General features: G+C 66.8%; 18 protein-coding genes. 6 read left to right on the top strand and 12 right to left on the bottom strand.

Annotation, left to right across the window (positions count from 1 at the left end; genetic code table 11):
- Positions 1-48 precede the first annotated feature (48 nt).
- From rseP to rpsB, 8 genes are all read right to left on the bottom strand, one after another.
- A complete protein-coding gene (rseP, locus tag AC6CR5_RS03300; protein ID WP_026384628.1) occupies positions 49-1,380 on the bottom strand; it encodes an RIP metalloprotease RseP in 1,332 nt (443 codons plus the stop codon).
- 66 nt (positions 1,381-1,446) lie between these two features.
- Positions 1,447-2,646, bottom strand: a complete 1,200-nt coding sequence (locus tag AC6CR5_RS03295; RefSeq protein WP_200221201.1) for a 1-deoxy-D-xylulose-5-phosphate reductoisomerase — start codon at positions 2,644-2,646, stop codon at positions 1,447-1,449.
- Complete coding sequence (locus AC6CR5_RS03290; RefSeq protein WP_020927371.1) at positions 2,643-3,500, bottom strand: phosphatidate cytidylyltransferase; 858 nt, start codon at positions 3,498-3,500, stop codon at positions 2,643-2,645. Before AC6CR5_RS03290 ends, AC6CR5_RS03295 begins: the two co-directional genes overlap by 4 nt.
- Before the next feature lie 61 nt (positions 3,501-3,561).
- A complete protein-coding gene (uppS, locus tag AC6CR5_RS03285) occupies positions 3,562-4,326 on the bottom strand; it encodes a polyprenyl diphosphate synthase (protein WP_026384626.1) in 765 nt (254 codons plus the stop codon).
- A gap of 169 nt (positions 4,327-4,495) precedes the next feature.
- A complete protein-coding gene (gene frr, locus AC6CR5_RS03280) occupies positions 4,496-5,056 on the bottom strand; it encodes a ribosome recycling factor (protein ID WP_006385198.1) in 561 nt (186 codons plus the stop codon).
- Positions 5,057-5,071: 15 nt separating this feature from the next.
- Entirely contained in the window at positions 5,072-5,788 is a 717-nt protein-coding gene (pyrH, locus tag AC6CR5_RS03275) for a UMP kinase (protein ID WP_006394495.1), read from the bottom strand.
- Positions 5,789-5,885: 97 nt separating this feature from the next.
- Positions 5,886-6,764 (bottom strand): translation elongation factor Ts, encoded by an 879-nt coding sequence (gene tsf / locus AC6CR5_RS03270; RefSeq protein WP_006385200.1) that lies wholly within the window; start codon positions 6,762-6,764, stop codon positions 5,886-5,888.
- A gap of 182 nt (positions 6,765-6,946) precedes the next feature.
- Positions 6,947-7,696, bottom strand: a complete 750-nt coding sequence (rpsB, locus tag AC6CR5_RS03265) for a 30S ribosomal protein S2 (RefSeq protein WP_006385201.1) — start codon at positions 7,694-7,696, stop codon at positions 6,947-6,949.
- Positions 7,697-8,541: 845 nt separating this feature from the next.
- On the opposite strand from rpsB, the gene map reads away from it, so the two are divergent.
- The 5 genes from map (at position 8,542) to AC6CR5_RS03240 (ending at position 13,939) form a co-directional block, all read left to right on the top strand.
- Positions 8,542-9,363, top strand: a complete 822-nt coding sequence (map, locus tag AC6CR5_RS03260) for a type I methionyl aminopeptidase (RefSeq protein WP_006385202.1) — start codon at positions 8,542-8,544, stop codon at positions 9,361-9,363.
- Positions 9,364-9,382: 19 nt separating this feature from the next.
- Positions 9,383-11,989 carry a [protein-PII] uridylyltransferase gene (locus AC6CR5_RS03255; protein ID WP_173001236.1) on the top strand — a complete coding sequence of 869 codons (2,607 nt, stop codon included), beginning with the start codon at positions 9,383-9,385 and terminating at the stop codon, positions 11,987-11,989.
- 74 nt (positions 11,990-12,063) lie between these two features.
- Positions 12,064-12,777 (top strand): MarC family protein, encoded by a 714-nt coding sequence (locus AC6CR5_RS03250; protein WP_006385204.1) that lies wholly within the window; start codon positions 12,064-12,066, stop codon positions 12,775-12,777.
- Between the two features lie 66 nt (positions 12,778-12,843).
- Entirely contained in the window at positions 12,844-13,329 is a 486-nt protein-coding gene (locus tag AC6CR5_RS03245; RefSeq protein ID WP_006385205.1) for a disulfide bond formation protein B, read from the top strand.
- A 97-nt stretch (positions 13,330-13,426) separates the two neighbouring features.
- Positions 13,427-13,939, top strand: coding sequence for a M48 metallopeptidase family protein (locus AC6CR5_RS03240; RefSeq protein WP_006385206.1), 513 nt, complete (start codon positions 13,427-13,429; stop codon positions 13,937-13,939).
- A 77-nt stretch (positions 13,940-14,016) separates the two neighbouring features.
- Here the strand turns inward: AC6CR5_RS03240 and purF are convergent, their stop codons facing one another.
- The 4 genes from purF to folC form a co-directional block, all read right to left on the bottom strand.
- On the bottom strand, positions 14,017-15,537 hold the full coding sequence (gene purF, locus AC6CR5_RS03235) for an amidophosphoribosyltransferase (protein WP_006385207.1): 1,521 nt from the start codon (positions 15,535-15,537) through the stop codon (positions 14,017-14,019).
- Positions 15,538-15,567: 30 nt separating this feature from the next.
- Positions 15,568-16,056 (bottom strand): CvpA family protein, encoded by a 489-nt coding sequence (locus AC6CR5_RS03230; RefSeq protein ID WP_006385208.1) that lies wholly within the window; start codon positions 16,054-16,056, stop codon positions 15,568-15,570.
- On the bottom strand, positions 16,056-16,895 hold the full coding sequence (locus AC6CR5_RS03225) for an SPOR domain-containing protein (protein ID WP_173001235.1): 840 nt from the start codon (positions 16,893-16,895) through the stop codon (positions 16,056-16,058). The genes AC6CR5_RS03230 and AC6CR5_RS03225 overlap by 1 nt, the downstream gene beginning before the upstream one ends.
- A gap of 91 nt (positions 16,896-16,986) precedes the next feature.
- The gene (gene folC / locus AC6CR5_RS03220; protein WP_026385330.1) at positions 16,987-18,297 is read right to left on the bottom strand and encodes a bifunctional tetrahydrofolate synthase/dihydrofolate synthase; all 1,311 of its coding nucleotides are present in this window, start codon (positions 18,295-18,297) and stop codon (positions 16,987-16,989) included.
- A 163-nt stretch (positions 18,298-18,460) separates the two neighbouring features.
- Here folC and AC6CR5_RS03215 point away from each other — a divergent pair, with 163 nt between their 5' ends.
- On the top strand, positions 18,461-18,877 hold the full coding sequence (locus AC6CR5_RS03215; RefSeq protein ID WP_026385329.1) for a cupin domain-containing protein: 417 nt from the start codon (positions 18,461-18,463) through the stop codon (positions 18,875-18,877).
- Positions 18,878-18,911 lie beyond the last annotated feature (34 nt).

Below are 18,911 nucleotides of genomic sequence, written 5' to 3'. Positions count from 1 at the left end.
AGTATCCTCGGTCGTGCAAATGGCGGGGGATTTTATGCTAATTGGCGCTTAAGTAAACAGGCGCGTGAAATCGTTGAACAGCGCAAGCCCCATCAGGCTTGCCAATAAACCAATGCCTGCGCGCTGTCCGATATCGATCCACCGTGCGGGCGGTGGACTGCCCCGCACAATTTCGACGAGATAGTACAGCAGATGCCCCCCGTCCAGCATAGGAATGGGCAGCAAATTTAGTACGCCCAGGCTGATACTGATCAACGCGATATAGGCGATGTACGCAACAATACCGATCCGGGCCGTCTGGCCGGCATAATCCGCGATGGTCACCGGACCGCTGACATTGCGCCAGGAAACGTCGCCCGTCACCATGCGGCCCATCATGCGCAACGAAAACAGTGCCGTGTCCCAGGTGCGGACCGCCCCGCGCCAGAGGCTGTCGAACACCCCGTAGCGCACGGTCACCATGGGCACGTCGCCACCCAGCTGGACGCCGAGGCGGCCGATGACCTGGCCGTTGACCGTTTCGGCGCGCGGCGTGACGTTGATCGAGATCTGGGCGCCGTCGCGCGCCAGGGTCAGGGCCAGGGGCTTGCCGGCGCTTTCCTGGATCTGCTTGACCAGCGCGCCGGTATCGGGGGTGGGCTGGCCGTCGACGGCCAGGATCAGGTCGCCCTGGCGCAGGCCGGCCGCCTGCCCTTCGCCGCCGTCGTTGACGACGCGCACGGCGGGCTTGGGCTGGGCCAGGCGGATGCCGGCGGCCGCCAGCGGATCGCCGCCAGCCGGATCCATGGCATTGGCCGGCAGGATCAGTTCGCGCTGCTGCGCGGAGCCGCCCGGCGTGCCGACCTCGACCAGCGCGCGGCCGCCCGTGGCCATCACGTCCATCAGGCGCCAGCGGGCATCGGACCACGACGCCACTTCCTGGCCATCGATGGCCAGGATGCGATCGCCAGCGGCCAGGCCGGCGCGCGCGGCGGGCGTATCGGCCGCGGGCGGCGCGATCACGGCCACCGGCTCCTCGGTGCCCGCCATGTTCAGGCCGGCATAAAGGAAGACCGCGAGGATGAGATTGAAAATCGGACCGGCCGCCACGATGGCGATACGCTTGCCAACCGGCTTGTTGTTGAAGGCGCCCGCGGCTTGTTCTGCGGTGGCGCCCGCCGGGGCATCGTCCTGCATCTTGACGTAGCCGCCCAGCGGCAGGGCCGACAGGGCCCATTCGGTGCCGTGACGGTCGGTGCGGCGCAGGACGACCTTGCCAAAGCCCACCGAAAACCTCAGCACCTTCACGCCGCAAAGGCGCGCCACCCAGTAATGCCCCAACTCATGGAAAATGATCAGGGAGCCAAGCGCGACGGCAAAGGCCAGCAGGGTGAAAAGCATCGGGGTCAGGAAATCCAGGAATCAGGGACGAGGCGGGCCGGAGCGCTGATACGCAATCGAGCGCGGTTACGCCAGGCCCAGATTGCCGGCATAGGCGCGCGCGGCGGCATCCAGCGCCAGCACATCGTCAAGACTGTTGAGCGTAACAGATGATTGCCCCCCCTGCCACTCCAGGGTCGCCTCGATGACGCGCGCAATCCAGGTGTAGGCCAGCCGCCCTCCCAGGAACGCCTCCACCGCCACTTCGTTGGCCGCGTTCAGCGCAATGCAGGCGGCCTGCCCGGCCCGCAGCGCCTCGAACGACAGAGCCAGGCACGGGAACCGCGCCAAGTCCGGTTTTTCAAAATCCAGACGTCCCAGGCGCGTCAGGTCCAGCGGCCCCACGCCGCTGTTCAGGCGTTCGGGAAAACCCAACCCGTAGGCAATCGGCGTGCGCATGTCGGGCTGACCCAGCTGCGCCAGGACCGACCCGTCGTCGTATTCGACCATCGAGTGCACCACGCTCTGCGGATGCACCACGACTTCGATGCGGTCCGGCGGCATGGCGAACAACCAGTGCGCCTCGATCACTTCCAGTCCCTTGTTCAGCATGGTGGCGGAATCGACCGAGATCTTGCGGCCCATGCTCCAGTTGGGATGGGCGCAGGCCTGCGCCGGCGTGACCTCATGCAGGTCCTCCAGGTCACGGCCACGGAACGGACCGCCGGACGCGGTCAGCAGCAGGCGGCGCACGCCCGGCGCGGGGGCATCGGGCGCGCCGGCGCGTCCGCCGTGCGGCATGCATTGGAAAATGGCGTTATGTTCACTGTCGATCGGCAGCAATTCGGCGCCGTTGTCGCGTATTGCCTGCATGAACAGCGCGCCCGCCGCCACCAGCGCTTCTTTATTGGCCAGCAACACGCGCTTGCCCTTGCGGGCGGCCGCCAACGCGGCCGGCAGGCCGGCGGCGCCGACGATCGCCGCCATCACCGAATCACACTGCGGATCCGCGGCCGTGTCGGCCAGCGCTTGCGCGCCCACGCGGATTTCCGGCGGGGTTTCACCGGCGGGCCAGGCGGCCACGAACCGGGCACGCGCCTCGGTATCCGGCACCACCACCACCGCAGCGCGACTGGCCAGCGCCTGTTCGGCCAGCCGCTGCATGCGGCTGTAGGCGGACAGCGCGTACACCGCCAGGCGATCCGGGTGGCGGGCGATGACATCCAGCGTGCTTTCGCCGATCGAACCGGTCGACCCCAGCACCACGACGCGTTGAAAAGCCGTCAAAACAACACTCCAGACAAAATGAATGCGAGCGGCGCAACCGGGAGGATCGCGTCGATCCGGTCATAGACCCCGCCATGGCCGGGCAGCAGCGCGCTGGAATCCTTGCGGCCGGCGCGGCGCTTGAGCAGGGACTCGAACAGGTCGCCGATGATCGACAGCACTCCGAGCAAGGCGGCGATCGGCAGGGCCAGCCAGAAGCTCCAGCGCGCGACCAGGGCGTGGCCATAGGTGCCGTCCCACAGACTGGACAGGCCGATCCAGATCACCGCGCCCAATACGCCGGCCACCGCGCCCGCCACTGTCTTGCCGGGGCTGACCCGCGGCGCCAGTTTACGCTTGCCGAACGCGCGGCCGGCAAAATAAGCGGCGATGTCGGCCACCCAGACCAGCGCCAGCAGCGACACCACGAAGCCGGCGCCATGGGTCATGAACATCTGCGCCAGCACCGCCCAGGCCGTGAAGGCGGCCGGCACGGAAAACAGCGACCAGGCCAGGCTGGCCGGCGCCGCGTCGGAACGGCCGCGCATCACCGCGGCGGTGGCGCCCAGCAGCCATACCGCGGCAACCAGCGGCGCCGCATAGCGCAGGACCCAGGCGGGGTCGGTGACGCCTTCGCGTCCGCCCGAGAGCCAGGCCGACGTCAGTGCCAGCATGGCCGCGAACAACAGGACCGGGATACCGGCGGCGATCAGCGGCGACGGCGGCTGCGGCAACGTCAGGCGCAGCCACTCCCAATTGGCGCAGGCGGCGGCCAGCGCGAGCAGCGCCACGAACCACCAGGGATTGGCACTCATCATCGCCGCCGCCAGGATGGCGAGCAGGATGACGGCGGTAACGATACGCTGACCCAACATGTGACGGTCTCCTCGAGGTCGGCTCAGGGCCGCCGCGCGCCGCGCGGCTGGCGGCAAGCCGTTATTTGTCGCCGCTTGCGGCGAGCTGTGCGCTGGTGCGGCCGAAGCGGCGCTCGCGCGTGCGGTACCAGTCGAATGCCTCGCGCAACTCGTCGGCGCCGAAGTCGGGCCAGTAGCGGTCGGTGAAATAGAACTCGGCGTACGCCATCTGCCAGATCAGGAAATTGGAAATGCGCTGCTCGCCGCCGGTGCGGATGAACAGATCGGGCTCGGGGGCCCAGGACATGGACAGGTGCCGCGCCAGCCGCTCTTCGTCGACCAGCTGGGGCTGCGTCGCGAGGGCCGGCTCGGCCGCCAGCATGGCGCGGGTGGCCTGCAGGATGTCCCAGCGGCCGCCGTAGTTGGCAGCCACCGTCAGGTGCAGGCGGTCATTGTGGGCGGTGCGGGCCTGGGCCGCGAAGATCAGTTCCTGCAGGCGCGGCTCGAAGGCCGACAGGTCGCCGATGACGTGCAACCGCACCCCCTGCTCTTCCAGCTTGCCGACCTCGCGCTCCAGCGCCTGCACGAACAGGCGCATCAGCAGCGACACTTCCTCGGCGGGCCGGCGCCAGTTCTCGGAACTGAAGGCGAACAGCGTCAGGTAGCGCACCCCGGCGCGACCGCAGGCCTCGACCACGCGCCGCACCGCCTGCACGCCCTTGGCATGGCCCGCCGTGCGCGGCAGCAATCGCCGCGTCGCCCAGCGACCGTTGCCATCCATGATGATGGCCACGTGCTCCGGGATATCGCGGGTAGCGGGAACCGCCTGGGTAGAACTGGTTGCCATGGGTCTGGGGAGCGCCGTCGACCGGCGTAAAACAGGGAATACGGGAAAAATCCGCGCCGTCGATCCACTGCTGCGCCAGCGACCTGCGAGGCAATGGATGGGACGGCGCGCGAAGGCAGCAATCCTGGCGCCGGGCGTGGCTAGCCGCCCCTGCCCGGCACTGCAAGGATTATACGGTCATGATTTCCGCTTCTTTTTGCGTGACCATCTTGTCGATGTCGGCCACGCTGCGGTCCGTCAGCTTCTGGACGTCATCCTGCGCGCGACGCTCGTCGTCCTCGGAGATTTCCTTGTCCTTGACCAGCTTCTTCAGCCCTTCGTTGGCTTCGCGGCGCAGGTTGCGCACGGCCACCTTGGCGTCCTCGCCCTCGCTGCGCACGACCTTGGTCAGGTCGCGGCGGCGCTCTTCGGTCAGGGCCGGCATCGGCACGCGGATGCTGTCGCCCATGGACATCGGGTTCAGGCCCAGGTCCGATTCGCGGATGGCCTTCTCGATCGCGGCGGCCATGCTCTTTTCGTAGGGCTGGACGCTGATGGTGCGCGCGTCGATCAGGTTCACGTTGCCGACCTGGCTGATCGGCACGGGCGAACCGTAGTACTCGACCTGCACATGGTCCAGGATGCCGGTGTGGGCGCGGCCCGTGCGGATCTTGGCCAGGTTGGTCTTGAGCGTGTCAAGCGACTTGGCCATCCTGGCTTCGGCGGATTTGCGGATTTCTGCGACGCTCATGGATTTTCCTTTTCTTTAAACGTGTACCAACGTGCCTTCGTCTTCGCCGCTGACGACGCGCTTGAGCGCGCCCGACTTATTGATCGAAAACACCTTGATCGGCAGCTTCTGGTCGCGGCACAGGGCGAACGCCGTGGCGTCCATCACTTCCAGGCGACGGACGATGGCCTCGTCGAAGCTGATGCGCGCATAGCGCGTGGCGGAAGGATCCTTGTTGGGATCCGCGCTGTAGATGCCGTCGACCTTGGTGGCCTTCAGCACGATCTCCGCGCCGATCTCGGCGCCACGCAGGGCGGCCGCGGTGTCGGTCGTGAAGAAGGGGTTGCCGGTGCCCGCGGCGAAGATGACGACCTTGCCTTCTTCGAGATAACGCAGGGCCTTGGGGCGGATGTACGGTTCGACGACCTGATCGATGTTCAGGGCCGATTGCACGCGGGTGTCGATACCCTTGTGCTTGAGCGCGTCCTGCAGGGCAAGCGCGTTCATGATGGTGGCCATCATGCCCATGTAGTCGGCGGTGGCACGGTCCATGCCCTGCGCACCCGGGGCGACGCCACGGAAGATGTTGCCACCGCCGATGACGATGGCCAGCTCGACGCCGGTGGCGGCGACTTCGGCGATCTCATCGGTCATGCGGACGATGGTGGCGCGATTGATGCCGAATGCATCGTCGCCCATCAGCGCCTCGCCGGAAAGTTTGAGAAGAACCCGTTTGTATGATCTGCTGCTCATAGGTGATATCCCGAAGAACAATCCGACGAAAGTTTAAGACAAGAAATAGGCCGGACTAGAAAATATCTAGCGCCGGCCTGTAAGGACTACCCTGAGATCAGGCGCGGCCGGCGGCGGCGGCGGCAACCTCAGCGGCGAAGTCGCTGGTCTTCTTCTCGATACCTTCGCCGACGACGAACAGCACGAACTTGCTGATCGAGGCGCCCTTGGCCTTGAGCATCTGTTCGACGGTGTTCTTGTCGTCCTTGACGAACGGTTGCGACAGCAGCGTCACTTCCTTCAGGAACTTCTGCACCGAGCCTTCGACCATCTTGGCGACGATTTCAGCCGGCTTGCCCGATTCGGCGGCCTTCTGCTCGGCGACCGAGCGTTCGGCGGCGATGTCGGCCGGGTTCACGCCGTCGGCGTTCAGGGCCTTCGGCTTGGTCGCGGCGATGTGCATCGCCAGGTCCTTGCCCACTTCCTCGGCGCCGGCGTATTCCACCAGCACGCCGATCTTGCCGCCGTGCACGTAGCTGGCCAGGGCGTTCGGGGTCTGGATGCGCTCGAAGCGGCGGATCGAGATGTTTTCGCCGATCTTGCCGATCAGGGCGGTACGGGTCGATTCGATGGTGCCGTCGCCGTAGGGCAGCGCCGACAGGGCGGCCACGTCGGCGGGGTTCTGGGTGGCGACCAGCTCGGCCAGCTTGTTGACGAAGGCGACGAAGTCGTCGTTCTTGGCCACGAAGTCGGTTTCGCAGTTCACTTCGATGACGGCGCCTTGCTTGGCGTCGGCCGAGATGAACAGGCCGATCAGGCCTTCGGCGGTGACGCGGGCGGCAGCCTTGCTGGCCTTGTTGCCCAGCTTGACGCGCAGGATTTCCTCGGCGCGGGCCAGGTCGCCTTCGGCTTCCGTCAGGGCCTTCTTGCACTCCATCATGGGCGCATCGGTCTTTTCGCGCAGTTCCTTGACCAGGGCGGCGGTAATTTCAGCCATGTTAGCTCCAAATTTTGCTAAGACATGCCCCGGCGGGCCGGGGCATTGGTGTGATTCGATGAGACGTCCGCAAGCAGCGGATGAGGAAGGCGGGAGTCCGCCTTCGCACTGCCGGCGAGGCGGGGGCACGCCGCTTTCCGCGACCGCCCCCAGACACTAACCGCCGGACATGACAGCAGGCTTTAGGCCTGGTTGTCCTGCACTTCGACGAACTCTTCCTGGCCTTCACCGATTTCCTCGACCAGACCGTTCAGGTTCTGTTCGCGGCCTTCCAGCACGGCGTCGGCGATGCCCTTGGCGTACAGCGCGATGGCCTTGGCCGAGTCGTCGTTGCCGGGGATCACGTAATCGATGCCTTCGGGCGAGTGGTTGGTGTCAACCACGGCGACCACGGGGATGCCCAGCGTCTTGGCTTCGGCGATGGCGATCTTGTGGTAGCCGACGTCGATCACGAACATGGCATCGGGCAGGCCGTTCATGTCCTTGATGCCGCCGATCGACTTGTTCAGCTTTTCCAGTTCGCGCTGGAACAGCAGGCCTTCCTTCTTGATCATGCGCTCGGCGCCGCCTTCGGCGACCACGGCTTCCATGTCCTTCAGGCGCTTGACCGAGGTCTTGACCGTCTTGAAGTTGGTCAGCATGCCGCCGAGCCAGCGGGCGTCGACGAAAGGCATGCCGCAACGGGCGGCTTCGGCGGCGACCAGCTCGCGGGCGGCGCGCTTGGTGCCGACGAACAGGATGTTGCCACCGCGAGCAGCCAGCTGCTTCACGAACTTGGTGGCTTCCTGGTACTTATCAACCGTCTTTTCCAGGTTGATGATGTGAATCTTGTTGCGATGGCCGAAGATGAAGGGGGCCATCTTGGGGTTCCAGTAGCGGGTCTGGTGACCGAAGTGGACACCCGCTTCCAGCATTTCGCGCATCAAAGACATAACTTTCTCCAAGGGTTGATTTCTTGCGCCGCACCTGCATCAGCCTGTGGCTGACACCCTGGGTGGTGTTGCGCGCGATTTCCCGCACCTGCGGGATGAACAGAATTTTAACCGGGCCGGCCGATCACTGCCGCACTACTCCGACGTGCCGGGCATGTGCCCCGCGCGCCTTGCTGCCACGCTGCCGCGATAAACCCAGACGGCCGCCACGACGAAGCGCCTTGCCCCGCCTGCACGCATCGCGCCGTCCGACCCGCCAGGAAATCCCTGGCAGTTTCTTCCAGCGCACCCGGACCTGTTTTGTTGGCAGCGAAATCCAGTTCCCTCGCGTCCTGGTTTTCAACCAGGATCTTTCAACCCTGGTTTCAATCATCACGCGCATCAGTCGCCGGAGGCATTTCTTCAGGAAAACAGGGTTTCAAAACCCGGGTTTTCCAAGAACTTAGACCGGCAGCCACATCGAACCTGCATCGCTGCTCGAAAACATGACCGGGCTTGCGAGCACGCAGCGCCCCAGCCTGAGGGATGTACACGCCCAACCTTCCCGGCCCGCCGCCCTCGCCCGCCTGCCGCGCCGCCTCGCCCCCGGAACCTCGCGACTGGCCCGAATTCCCACCACAACCTTCGCTTGCGATGAAACTCCAGGACCCGCCACCGATCTCACAAGATGCGGTGCGACCCAACATGCAGGGTCGAACAACCAACCGGGTGGCCAGGATGATTCCATCCCCACCCGCCGGGATCGGCGCTTGCCGCTACCCAGATTGCTCCCCAAAATTTTAGGGAAGCCTATAATTCTACTATTCTTTCAAGCAGACATTCAAGCGAGATCCGTCAGTCATTCCATGGGCACCATTACCAATCCGGCCGACCTGGCCAAAATGCGCGCGGCCTGCCAGGACGCCGCCAAAGTCCTCGATTTCATCACTCCCTACGTCAAGCCTGGCGTCACCACCGGGGAACTGGACCGCCTCTGCCTGGAATACCTGACCGACGAGCTCAAGGTGAAGTCCGCCACGGTGGGCTACGCCCCGCCCGGCTACCCGCCCTTCCCCGGCGCCATCTGCACCTCGGTCAATCACCAGGTGTGCCACGGCATCCCGGGCGACAAGGCGCTGAAAAACGGGGACTCCCTCAATATCGACGTCACCATCATCAAGGACGGCTGGTTCGGCGACACCAGCCGCATGTACGCCGTGGGCGAGCAGTCGATCCTGTCGCGCCGCCTGACCGACATCACCTTCGAGTGCATGTGGAAAGGCATCCAGCAGGTCAAAAACGGGGCCACACTGGGCGACGTCGGCAACGCCATCCAGAAGCACGCCGAGGCCAACGGCTTCTCGGTGGTGCGCGAATTCTGCGGCCACGGCATCGGCCAGCGCTTCCACGAAGACCCGCAGGTGCTGCATTATGGCAAGCCGGGCACCGGCGTGGAATTGGTGACGGGTATGTTGTTCACCATCGAGCCCATGATCAACGCCGGGCGCCGCGAGATCCGCCAGTTGTCCGACGGCTGGACGGTCGTGACGCGCGACCATAGCCTGTCGGCGCAATGGGAGCATGCTGTCTGCGTCACCGACACCGGCTACGAGGTCCTGACCCTGTCGCCCGGCATGCCCAAGCCGCCCGCCTTCATCACCGAACCGATCGTCATTCCCGCCGTCTGACCCCGGCCAGTCCGCCACCATGACCGCCGATATCCTCAGCACCCTGCGCGAACGCATCCAGGAATCCCGGCGGGCCGCGGTGGCCCAGTTCCGCGAACACGAGCGCCCCGACACCCTGCTGGGCGACCTGCGCCGCATCGTCGACGCGGCGCTGCGCGACCTGGTCAAGCACACCCCCCTGCCGGCCGGCGCCACGCTGGCGGCGGTCGGCGGCTACGGCCGCGGCGAGCTGTATCCGCATTCGGACGTCGACCTGCTGATCCTGCTGCCGCACGCGCCCACCGCCGAAGACGAGTCCGCCATCGAGCGCCTGGTCGCCGCGCTCTGGGACCTGGGTCTGGAACCCGGCCATAGCGTGCGCACCATCGAGGACTGCGAACGCGAGGCCGACGCCGACATCACGGTCGAGACCGCGCTGCTCGAATCGCGCTGGCTGGCGGGCAGCCGCGCGCTGATGAAGAAGTTCGAAACCGCCACCCAGTCGCGACTGGATGCGCGCGCCTTCTTCCGCGCCAAGCGCGTCGAGATGCAGCAGCGCCACGCGCGCTACCAGGACACGCCCTACGCGCTCGAACCCAACTGCAAGGAATCGCCCGGCGGCCTGCGCGACCTGCAAGTGATCCTGTGGATGGCGCGCGCGGCCGGTTTTGGCGAGAACTGGCGCGCGGTGGCGCAAGCCGGCCTGTTGACGCCGTCCGAGGCGCGCGACCTGCGCAAGGCGGAACAGGCCTTCAAGCGCCTGCGCATCGAATTGCACCTGCTGGCCAACCGGCGCGAGGACCGCGTGCTGTTCGACCTGCAACCGGCCCTGGCCGAGGTCTACGGCATCCACGCCACCGCCACGCGCCGCGGCAGCGAGCTGCTGATGCAGCGCTACTACTGGGCCGCGCGCCTGGTGACCCAGCTGAACGGCATCCTGGTGCAGAACATCGAGGAACGCCTGTTCCCGCGCCCGGACAGCGACGCGCGCGACATCGACGACGATTTCCGCAACCTGCGCGACCGCCTCGACATCATTCGCGACGATGGTTTCGAGCGCAATCCCACGCTGCTGCTGCGCGCCTTCCTGGTGATGCAGCAGCACCCCGAGCTGACCGGCATGTCGGCGCGCACGCTGCGCGCCATCTGGCATTCGCGCCATCGCATCGACGCGCAGTTCCGCCGCAATCCGGTCAACCGCAAGCTGTTCCTGCAGATCCTGCAGCAGCCGCGCGGCATCGTGCATGAACTGCGCCGCATGACCATGCTGAACATCCTGCCGCGCTACCTGCCGGTGTTCCGCCGCATCGTCGGCCAGATGCAGCACGACCTGTTCCACGCCTACACGGTGGACCAGCACACGCTGGCGGTGGTGCGCAACCTGCGCCGCTTCACCATGCCCGAGCATGCCCAGGAATATCCGCTGGCCAGCCAGTTGATCGCCGGCCTGGACCGCCATTGGCTGCTGTATGTGGCGGCGCTGTTCCACGACATTGCCAAGGGCCGCGGCGGCGACCATTCCGAGCTGGGCGCGCGCGAGGTGCGCAAGTTCGCCCACGACCACGGCATGGAACCCGAGGACACCAGGCTGGTGGAATTCCTGGTGCGCCAACACCTGCTGATGTCGGCCGTGGCGCAGAAGCGCGACCTGTCCGACCCGACCGTGATCCAGGAATTCGCCGCCACGGTCAAGGACGAACGCCACCTGACGGCGCTCTACCTGCTGACGGTGGCCGATATCCGCGGCACCAGCCCCAAGGTCTGGAACGCCTGGAAGGGCAAGCTGCTCGAGGACCTGTACAAGCTGACCCTGGCCGCGCTGGGCGGCGCCCATGCCGACGCCCACACGGTGCTGACCGAGCGCAAGGAAGAGGCCGCGCGCCTGACGCGCCTGGCCGGCCTGCGCGACGACGCCCGCGAAGCCTTCTGGAACCAGCTCGACGTGGCGTATTTCCTGCGCCACGACGCTTCCGACATCGCCTGGCACACGCGCCATCTATATCACCAGGTGACGCCGGCCCATGCGGTGGTGCGGGCCCGCCCCACCGAGCAGGGCGAAGGCCTGCAGATCATGGTCTATACGCGCGACGTGCCGGACCTGTTCGTGGCGATCTGCGGGTATTTCGACGCCAAGTCGCTGTCGGTGCAGGACGCCCGCATCCACACCACGCGCCACGGCTGGGCGCTGGACAGCTTCATCGTGCTGCTGCCCGAGGGCGCCAGCGACCTGCGCGCCCAGGCCACGCTGGTCGAACACGAACTGGCCGAGCGGCTCAAGGACATCCAGGCCGCCGCCCAGGCCACCACGGGGCGCGGCGGCTACTACGGCCGCGGGCGCCAGTCGCGCATGTCGCGCGTGTTTCCCATCATGCCGCAGGCGGAACTGCAACCCGACGAGCGCAGCACCTCCTGGCGGCTGTCGGTCACGGCGACCGACCGTCCCGGCCTGTTGCACGCCCTGGCGCGGGTCTTTGCCCAGCACGAAGTCAACCTGCTGATGGCCAAGATCATGACGCTGGGCGACCGGGTCGAAGACGTTTTCATCGTCGACGGCGCGGCGCTGGCGCGCCCGCGCAGCCAGATGCAGTTCGAGCGCGACATCCTGGACGCGCTGGCCGGCGACGAGGCCCGGCAACAGGCCGCCTGAGGCTCGCCCGCGGGCCGTCGCCAGACGGCCGCCGACCGCATACAATCCGGTTTTCGGCCTGGCGATACGGTGCGATGGAGCTAAACGAATACTTGCGGGTACTGGGGACCAGCTTCTTCTTCGCGCTGGCCACGCTGTTGCCGTTCCTGAATCCGCCCGCGATCGCCCCCATCTTCCTGTCGCTGACCGAAGGCGCCTCGTCGTCGACCCGCACGGTGCTGGCCAAGCGCGTCGCCATCAATGTCGGACTGATGCTGATCGTGGCGATGGTGGCGGGCAACGTGCTGCTGAGCTTTTTCGGCATCTCGCTGTCGATCGTGCGCGTGGGCGGCGGCATGCTGGTCATCGCCAGCGCCTGGCGGCTGGTCAATTCCCCCGACGCCGACACCGAGCGGGTCGCCCGCATGGCGGAATCGTTCACCCCGGAAATGGCCAAGACGCGGGCCTTCTACCCGCTCACCTTCCCCATCAGCTGCGGCCCCGGCTCGATCGCGGCGGCCATCACCGTGGGCGTGTCGCTGCGCGACCAGAACCACGTGCTGAGCCTGCTGCGGCTGGGCGGCTCGATCCCCGGCATCGTGGTCGTTTCGCTGACTTTGTACGTCTGCCTGCGCTTTGCCGCGCAGATGCTGCATCGGCTGGGCGATAATGGCACCGCCGTGTTCATGCGCATGTCCGCCTTCATCATGCTGTGCCTGGGCGTGCAGATCTTCTGGGAAGGCTCGCGCGAACTGCTGCTCGGCGTGTTGCAGCAGGTCATGCAACCAATTCCGATTCCCAAGGCCTAACGCCTGGCGGCCGGACTGGCCATCCCCGGGGGCCACGCCCCTGCGAACCCTTATCTTGCAACAACCATGACTTCTCGCTCAGAACGCCTGCTCCGCCTGATCGCCCTCTTCTGCTTCGGCGCCGTCGGCATCGCCCTGGTTTCCCAGTATGCCTTTGACATGCCGCCTTGCGCCTGGTGCGTGCTGCAGCGCCTGATCTACCTGGTGATCGGCGTCATCGCCCTGGTCGGTGGTTTCGGCGGCGGCCGCGCGCTGACGCGCGTTTGCGCGTCCCTGGCCGCCCTGCTGTCGATCAGCGGCATCGCCGCGGCCTGGTACCAATACACCGTGGCCGCCAAGATGCTGTCGTGCGACCAGACCTTCGCCGACCGCTTCATGACCGGCATCGGCCTGGACGGCGGCGTGCCGTGGCTGTTCGGCATCTACGCCACCTGCATGGACGCGGTGGTGCCGGTGCTGGGCATCGAGTACGCCCTGTGGAGCCTGGCGCTGTTCGTGATCCTGCTGTTCATGGCCCTGCCCGCCGCCTTTGGCCGCGGCCGCGCCGCCTGAGCCGCGCCCCCGCCGTTGGACGGCCCCCACGCCAGACGCCTGCGCGCCACGGACGGCAACGGAAAATGGCCGGGCCCGCGCGGGCGGGCCTCGATCCATGCCTGACATCATGAAATACCTGACCGGTTATCCGGAATCGCTGCTGGCGCAGGCCCGCGCGCTGCTCGACCAGGGCAAGCTCGGGCCGGCGCTGCGCGCCCGCTATCCCGCCGGCGCGCACGACGTGCGCACCGACAAGGCGCTGTACGACTACGTGGTGGACCTGAAGAACACCTATATCCGCAACGGCGCGCCGCTCAGCAAGATTGCCTTCGACAGCAAGATCCACGTGATCCAGCATGCGCTGGGCCAGCACACCTTCATCTCGCGGGTGCAGGGCGGCAAGCTCAAGGCCAAGCACGAGATCCGCGTCGCCACGCTGTTCAAGGCGGTGCCGCGGGAATTCCTGAAGATGATCACGGTCCACGAACTGGCGCACCTGAAGGAAAAGGACCACAACAAGGCCTTCTACAACCTGTGCCGGTTGATGGAGCCGCAATACCACCAGTATGAGTTCGACCTGCGACTCTACCTGACCCATCTGGAGGCCACCGGCGAGAGCCTGTGGTGAAGCTCCCAGCCGCGCGAGCCGACGGACAAAAAAAAGCCGCTCCCCAGGGAGCGGCTTTTGCATGGGGCGCGTCGACTTCAGGCGTCGTTGGCGGCGTAGCCCATGTTGAATTGCAGGCCGCTGGCGCCTTCGCCGTCGCCCGACTCCGCGCGCGACTGGCCCAGGCGCGCCAGGTATTCCGCGGTGATGTCGCCGGTGATGTACTCGCCATCGAAGCACGACGCCTCGAAGCGCGACAGCTTCGGGTTGAGGTCGCGCACCGCCTGCTGCATGTCGTGCAGGTCCTGGTAGACCAGGCTGTCGGCGCCGATCGCGCGGGCGATTTCCTCGTCGCTGCGGCCGGTGGCGATCAGTTCGCTCTGCGTCGGCATGTCGATGCCGTAGACGTTGGGGAAGCGCACCGGCGGCGCGGCCGAGGCGAAGTACACCTTGTTGGCGCCGGCAGCGCGCGCCATGTCGACGATCTCGCGGCTGGTGGTGCCGCGCACGATGGAGTCGTCCACCAGCAGCACGTTCTTGCCCTTGAACTCCATGCCGATGGCATTGAGCTTCTGGCGCACCGATTTACGGCGCACGGCCTGGCCGGGCATGATGAAGGTGCGGCCGACGTAGCGGTTCTTGATCAGGCCTTCGCGGTAGTCCAGGTTCAGGCGCGCGGCCAGTTGCATGGCGGCCGGGCGCGAGGAATCGGGAATCGGCATGACCACGTCGATGTCGCCCAGGCGCATGTTGCGCGCGACTTTGTCGGCCAGGTATTCACCCATGCGCAGGCGCGCGTCGTACACCGACACGCCGTCGATCAGCGAATCGGGGCGGGCGAAATAGACGTATTCGAAAATGCAGGGCACCAGCTGCGGATTGTCGGCGCACTGGCGGCTGACGAAGCGGCCGTCCAGGTCGACGAAAACCGCTTCGCCCGGCTCGACGTCGCGCACGAAGGCGAAGCCGCTGCCTTCCAGCGCCACCGATTCCGACGCCACCATCCACTCGACGCCTTCGTCGGTTTCCTGGCGGCCGATGCACAGCGGACGGATGCCGTTGGGATCGCGGAAAGCCAGCAGGCCGTAGCCCGAAATCTGCGCCACCACCGCGTAGGCGCCGCGCACGCGCTTGTGCACGGCGGCGACGGCGCGGAACATTGCGTCGTCGTCGAGCGAGACGCCGCTGGCGGCCGACTGCAGCTCGTGGGCCAGCACGTTCAGCAGCACTTCCGAGTCGGAATTGGTGTTGATGTGGCGGCGGTCGACGCGGTAGAGCGATTCACGCAGCTCGCGCCAGTTGGTCAGGTTGCCGTTGTGGGCGAACATGATGCCGAACGGCGCATTGACGTAGAACGGCTGGGCCTCTTCCTCGCTGGCGCTGGAGCCGGCGGTGGGATAGCGCACCTGGCCCACGCCCGAGGTACCCGGCAAGGCGCGCATGTTGCGCGTGCGGAATACGTCGCGCACCAGGCCGTGCGCCTTGTACATATTGAACTGGTTGCCTTGCGACGTCGCAATGCCCGCGGCGTCCTGCCCGCGATGCTGCAACAGCAGCAAGCTGTCATAGAGCAGCTGGTTGACCGGCCCGCGCCCGATGACCCCTACGATTCCACACATGGTGAGATTTCCTGGTTGATGTAAAGCCAATCAATACGGCAGCCACGTCGCCAGGGATGGCGGCAGCCACGTCTTGATATGTTTGATGGCCTCGATGGCCGAATGCGAAAACATGGCGTCCTGCCACCACGGCTCCTGCGGCAGCGGCGTGTAGCCGGCGGCGGCGACCAGCGCCAGCACGATCAGCAGACCCCGAGCCAGCCCGAACATGCCGCCCAGGCCGTGATCGGCCGGGCTCAGTCCGGTGCTGCGGATCAAGGCGGCAAGCGTCATGTTGACCAACCCCACGCCGAGCAGCACGATAATGAAGACCACCGCGTACGAGACACCCATGCGCAGCAGCGTTGTTTCGATATAGGGCTCCAGCCAGGTATAGACCGTGGGCCCCCACCAGATCGCGGCCACGAAGGCCAGCAGATACGCGACCAGCGACAGCACTTCCTTGAGCAGGCCGCGCACCAGGCCCAGCACACCCGATACCACCAGGATGGCCAGCACGACGAAGTCGAAGCCGGTCACTACTGGGCGGCAATGAAACCGTTGTCATAGCCCAGGGTGCGCAACCGCGCCTGGGCCGCCTGCGCCGCCTCGCGCGAGGGGAACGGCCCCACCCGCAGACGGTACTGCTGCTTGCCTCCGATGGAAGCCTGCTCGACGAATGCGTTGGTCACCCCGGCCTGGTGCAGCTTGCTGCGCCGCGACTGGGCGTCCTCGGACGTGGTGTAGGCCGCGATCTGCAGCACGAAATTGCCCTTGGCGGCCTGCGGCTTGGGGGCAGGCGTGGCGGCGGGCGCCGAGCGGCCTTCCAGCAGCGCCAGGGCGCGGGCGCCGTCATCCGAGCGGGTCTCGGGCTTGGGCGTGGCCGGCTTGGGCTCGGGCTTGGGTTCCGGCTTGGGCGGCGTGGCCGGCTGCGTGCGCGGCGGCGTGGTGGCGGCGACCTGCGGCGGCGTGGCCGCGGGCGGCGTCACGGCCGGCGGGGTGGCAGTGGCGGGCGGCGTGGTGGCCTGCGGCTGCGCCGAGGTGACCGGCGGCGGCGTCTGAACGGCGGCCGGATCGGTGGGCGCGGCGCCCGGGGCCGGCGTGGCGGCGGGCGCGGTGGCCTGCGGTTCGCTCACTTGCGGCTGGAACGGCGTGTTGCGCTCCGGCACCTTGATGGGAATGTTGTCGGCAACGGGCACCGGCTGCGAGTCCAGCACCATGGGCAGGATGATGACGGCGGCCAGCACCAGCGCGATGGCGCCGGCCAGCCGGCGCCGGGCGCGCCCGCGCAACTCCGCCGCCTGGACCTCGCTGGGCACCGCCGCTCGCTTGGAGGGCTGCGCCTGGTCGGCAGGATCTTTGCGTTTGAAAAAACCCATGGGAGAGAATTCCTTGCGGCGCCTTGCGGCGGGGCGGGTATGGCGGCGGACCGCCACGACGCTGCACCCGGTTTTGCTATGCCGCTTTTACCTACGCCTTGCGACCCAGAGACTGCAAAACCGAGGCCACGGTGAGAAATGATCCGAACACCACGATTCTATCATTCTCGCCCGCCCGTTCGCGCGCCGCGGCGAAGGCCTGGGCGGGATCCGCGTAGGCCGAGACACCCGGCGCCTCGGCCCCGGCGGGCGCCGCCGGCAGCGCGGCAGCCACCTGCTCGGCCAGGCGTTCGCCCGTGCCGCCGCGCGGCCCCGGCAAGCCGGCGCAGAACCAGTGGTCGACCCGGGTGCCGAGCTTGGCCAGCACACCGGCCAGGTCCTTGTCGTTGAGCATGCCGAACACCGCATAGGTGTAGGGATGGAAACCCATGTTGTCCAGGTTCTGGGCCAGCACGGCGGCGGCGTGGGGGTTGTGGGCGACGTCCAGGATCACGGTAGGCTGGCCCGGCAGGATCTGGAACCGGCCCGGCAACGAGGCCTGCAGCAGCCCCTGGCGCACCGCCTGCTGCGGCACCGGCAGGCGGTCGCGCACCGATTCCAGCGCGGCCAGCGCGGCCGACGCGTTCAGCAGCTGGTTGGCGCCACGCAGCGCCGGATAGGCCAGCGCGCTGCGGCGCTGTTCGCGCCCGCCATAGGCCCATTGCTGGCGATCGCCCGAATAGTTGTAGTCGCGGCCGAACAGCCAAAGGTCGGCGCCGATCTGCTCGACATGGTCCAGCAGCGATTGCGGCGGCACCGGGTCGGCGCACACGGCGGGCCGGCCGGGACGGTAGATATGGGCCTTCTCGAAGCCGATCTTCTCGCGCGTGTCGCCGAGATAGTCGATGTGGTCCAGGTCGACGCTGGTGACGATGGCACAGTCGGCGTCGACGATATTGACCGCGTCCAGGCGGCCGCCCAGGCCGACTTCCAGCACCACAGCGTCCAGCCGCGATTGCGAGAACAGGCGCAGGATCGCCAGCGTGGTGAATTCGAAGTACGTCAGCGAAGTGTCGCCGCGGGCGGCCTCGACCGCGGTGAACTGTTCGATCAGGGCCTCGTCCGAGGCGATCTGGCCGTTGACACGGGCGCGTTCGTTGAAATCGATGAGGTGCGGCGAGGTGTACAGGCCGACCTTGTAGCCCGCGGCCAGCAGGATGGCCTCGAGCATGGCGCAGGTCGAGCCCTTGCCGTTGGTGCCGCCGACCACGAACTTCACGCCGGGCAGTTCCAGGTTCATGCGCGCCGCCACTTCCCGCACGCGCTCCAGGCCCATGTCGATCGCGACGGCGTGGATGGATTCCAGGTACTGGAGCCAATCGGACAGGGAGGCGCCTGCGGCAGGCTTGAGGGCAGAAGGCATGACGGGATCGCAAAGATGGACAGCCCGTGATTTTAGCAGCGCGTGCCCGGTGTTTTCCCTAATCCCCCAGGGCGCGGCACGGGTTCTCCGGGAAAAACCGCTTGCCGATGTTTTTCTCATACGTAAAAATGAATTCACATATGAGAATTCAAAAGGAAGGAACATGACGCAGCAGAAGACCCCGGCCTGGCTGGTCCGCGAAGCCGACGTGCCCGGCTACCACCCGGCCAACCACACCGGCACCCTGAACCGCCGCCTGATCGGTCCCGACACCGTGGGCGCGCGCGGCGTGGAGGTGCTGCTGGGGGTGATCGACAAGGGCAAGGGGGCACTGCCGCACGCCCACCCCGGCATCGAGCAGGTCTGTTACCTGCTTTCCGGCACGGCCCGCGCCCAGGTCCAGGACGAATGGGCCGACATGGGGCCGGGCGATTGCTGCTACTTCCCGCCGGACATCCCGCATGTGTTCACCGTCACCAGCGACGAGCCGGCGCGGCTGCTGGTGATCTACACGCCGCCCTACGAAGAATCGCCCGACCGCGTCATCCGCGGTTTTCCCGCGCCCGCAACCGGCGCCTGAGGCGCCGGAGCCACCGGCATCCCCGGGCAGCGGC

This window comes from Achromobacter sp. EG18, assembly GCF_059759395.1.
The sequence above is the reverse complement of the archived record's forward strand: the minus strand, read 5'-3'. Positions and strand labels throughout refer to the sequence as shown.

What these genes read in the sequence shown, in the direction of transcription:
- frr (WP_006385198.1), bottom strand. Translation starts at nt 5,056, where the DNA reads ATGAGCGTCGCAGAAATCCGCAAATCCGCCGAAGCCAGGATGGCCAAG.
- AC6CR5_RS03250 (WP_006385204.1), top strand. Translation starts at nt 12,064, where the DNA reads ATGGAGCTAAACGAATACTTGCGGGTACTGGGGACCAGCTTCTTCTTC.
- AC6CR5_RS03290 (WP_020927371.1), bottom strand. Translation starts at nt 3,500, where the DNA reads ATGTTGGGTCAGCGTATCGTTACCGCCGTCATCCTGCTCGCCATCCTG.
- AC6CR5_RS03255 (WP_173001236.1), top strand. Translation starts at nt 9,383, where the DNA reads ATGACCGCCGATATCCTCAGCACCCTGCGCGAACGCATCCAGGAATCC.
- pyrH (WP_006394495.1), bottom strand. Translation starts at nt 5,788, where the DNA reads ATGAGCAGCAGATCATACAAACGGGTTCTTCTCAAACTTTCCGGCGAG.
- rpsB (WP_006385201.1), bottom strand. Translation starts at nt 7,696, where the DNA reads ATGTCTTTGATGCGCGAAATGCTGGAAGCGGGTGTCCACTTCGGTCAC.
- rseP (WP_026384628.1), bottom strand. Translation starts at nt 1,380, where the DNA reads ATGCTTTTCACCCTGCTGGCCTTTGCCGTCGCGCTTGGCTCCCTGATC.
- uppS (WP_026384626.1), bottom strand. Translation starts at nt 4,326, where the DNA reads ATGGCAACCAGTTCTACCCAGGCGGTTCCCGCTACCCGCGATATCCCG.
- folC (WP_026385330.1), bottom strand. Translation starts at nt 18,297, where the DNA reads ATGCCTTCTGCCCTCAAGCCTGCCGCAGGCGCCTCCCTGTCCGATTGG.
- tsf (WP_006385200.1), bottom strand. Translation starts at nt 6,764, where the DNA reads ATGGCTGAAATTACCGCCGCCCTGGTCAAGGAACTGCGCGAAAAGACC.
- AC6CR5_RS03225 (WP_173001235.1), bottom strand. Translation starts at nt 16,895, where the DNA reads ATGGGTTTTTTCAAACGCAAAGATCCTGCCGACCAGGCGCAGCCCTCC.
- map (WP_006385202.1), top strand. Translation starts at nt 8,542, where the DNA reads ATGGGCACCATTACCAATCCGGCCGACCTGGCCAAAATGCGCGCGGCC.
- AC6CR5_RS03240 (WP_006385206.1), top strand. Translation starts at nt 13,427, where the DNA reads ATGCCTGACATCATGAAATACCTGACCGGTTATCCGGAATCGCTGCTG.
- AC6CR5_RS03215 (WP_026385329.1), top strand. Translation starts at nt 18,461, where the DNA reads ATGACGCAGCAGAAGACCCCGGCCTGGCTGGTCCGCGAAGCCGACGTG.
- AC6CR5_RS03245 (WP_006385205.1), top strand. Translation starts at nt 12,844, where the DNA reads ATGACTTCTCGCTCAGAACGCCTGCTCCGCCTGATCGCCCTCTTCTGC.
- purF (WP_006385207.1), bottom strand. Translation starts at nt 15,537, where the DNA reads ATGTGTGGAATCGTAGGGGTCATCGGGCGCGGGCCGGTCAACCAGCTG.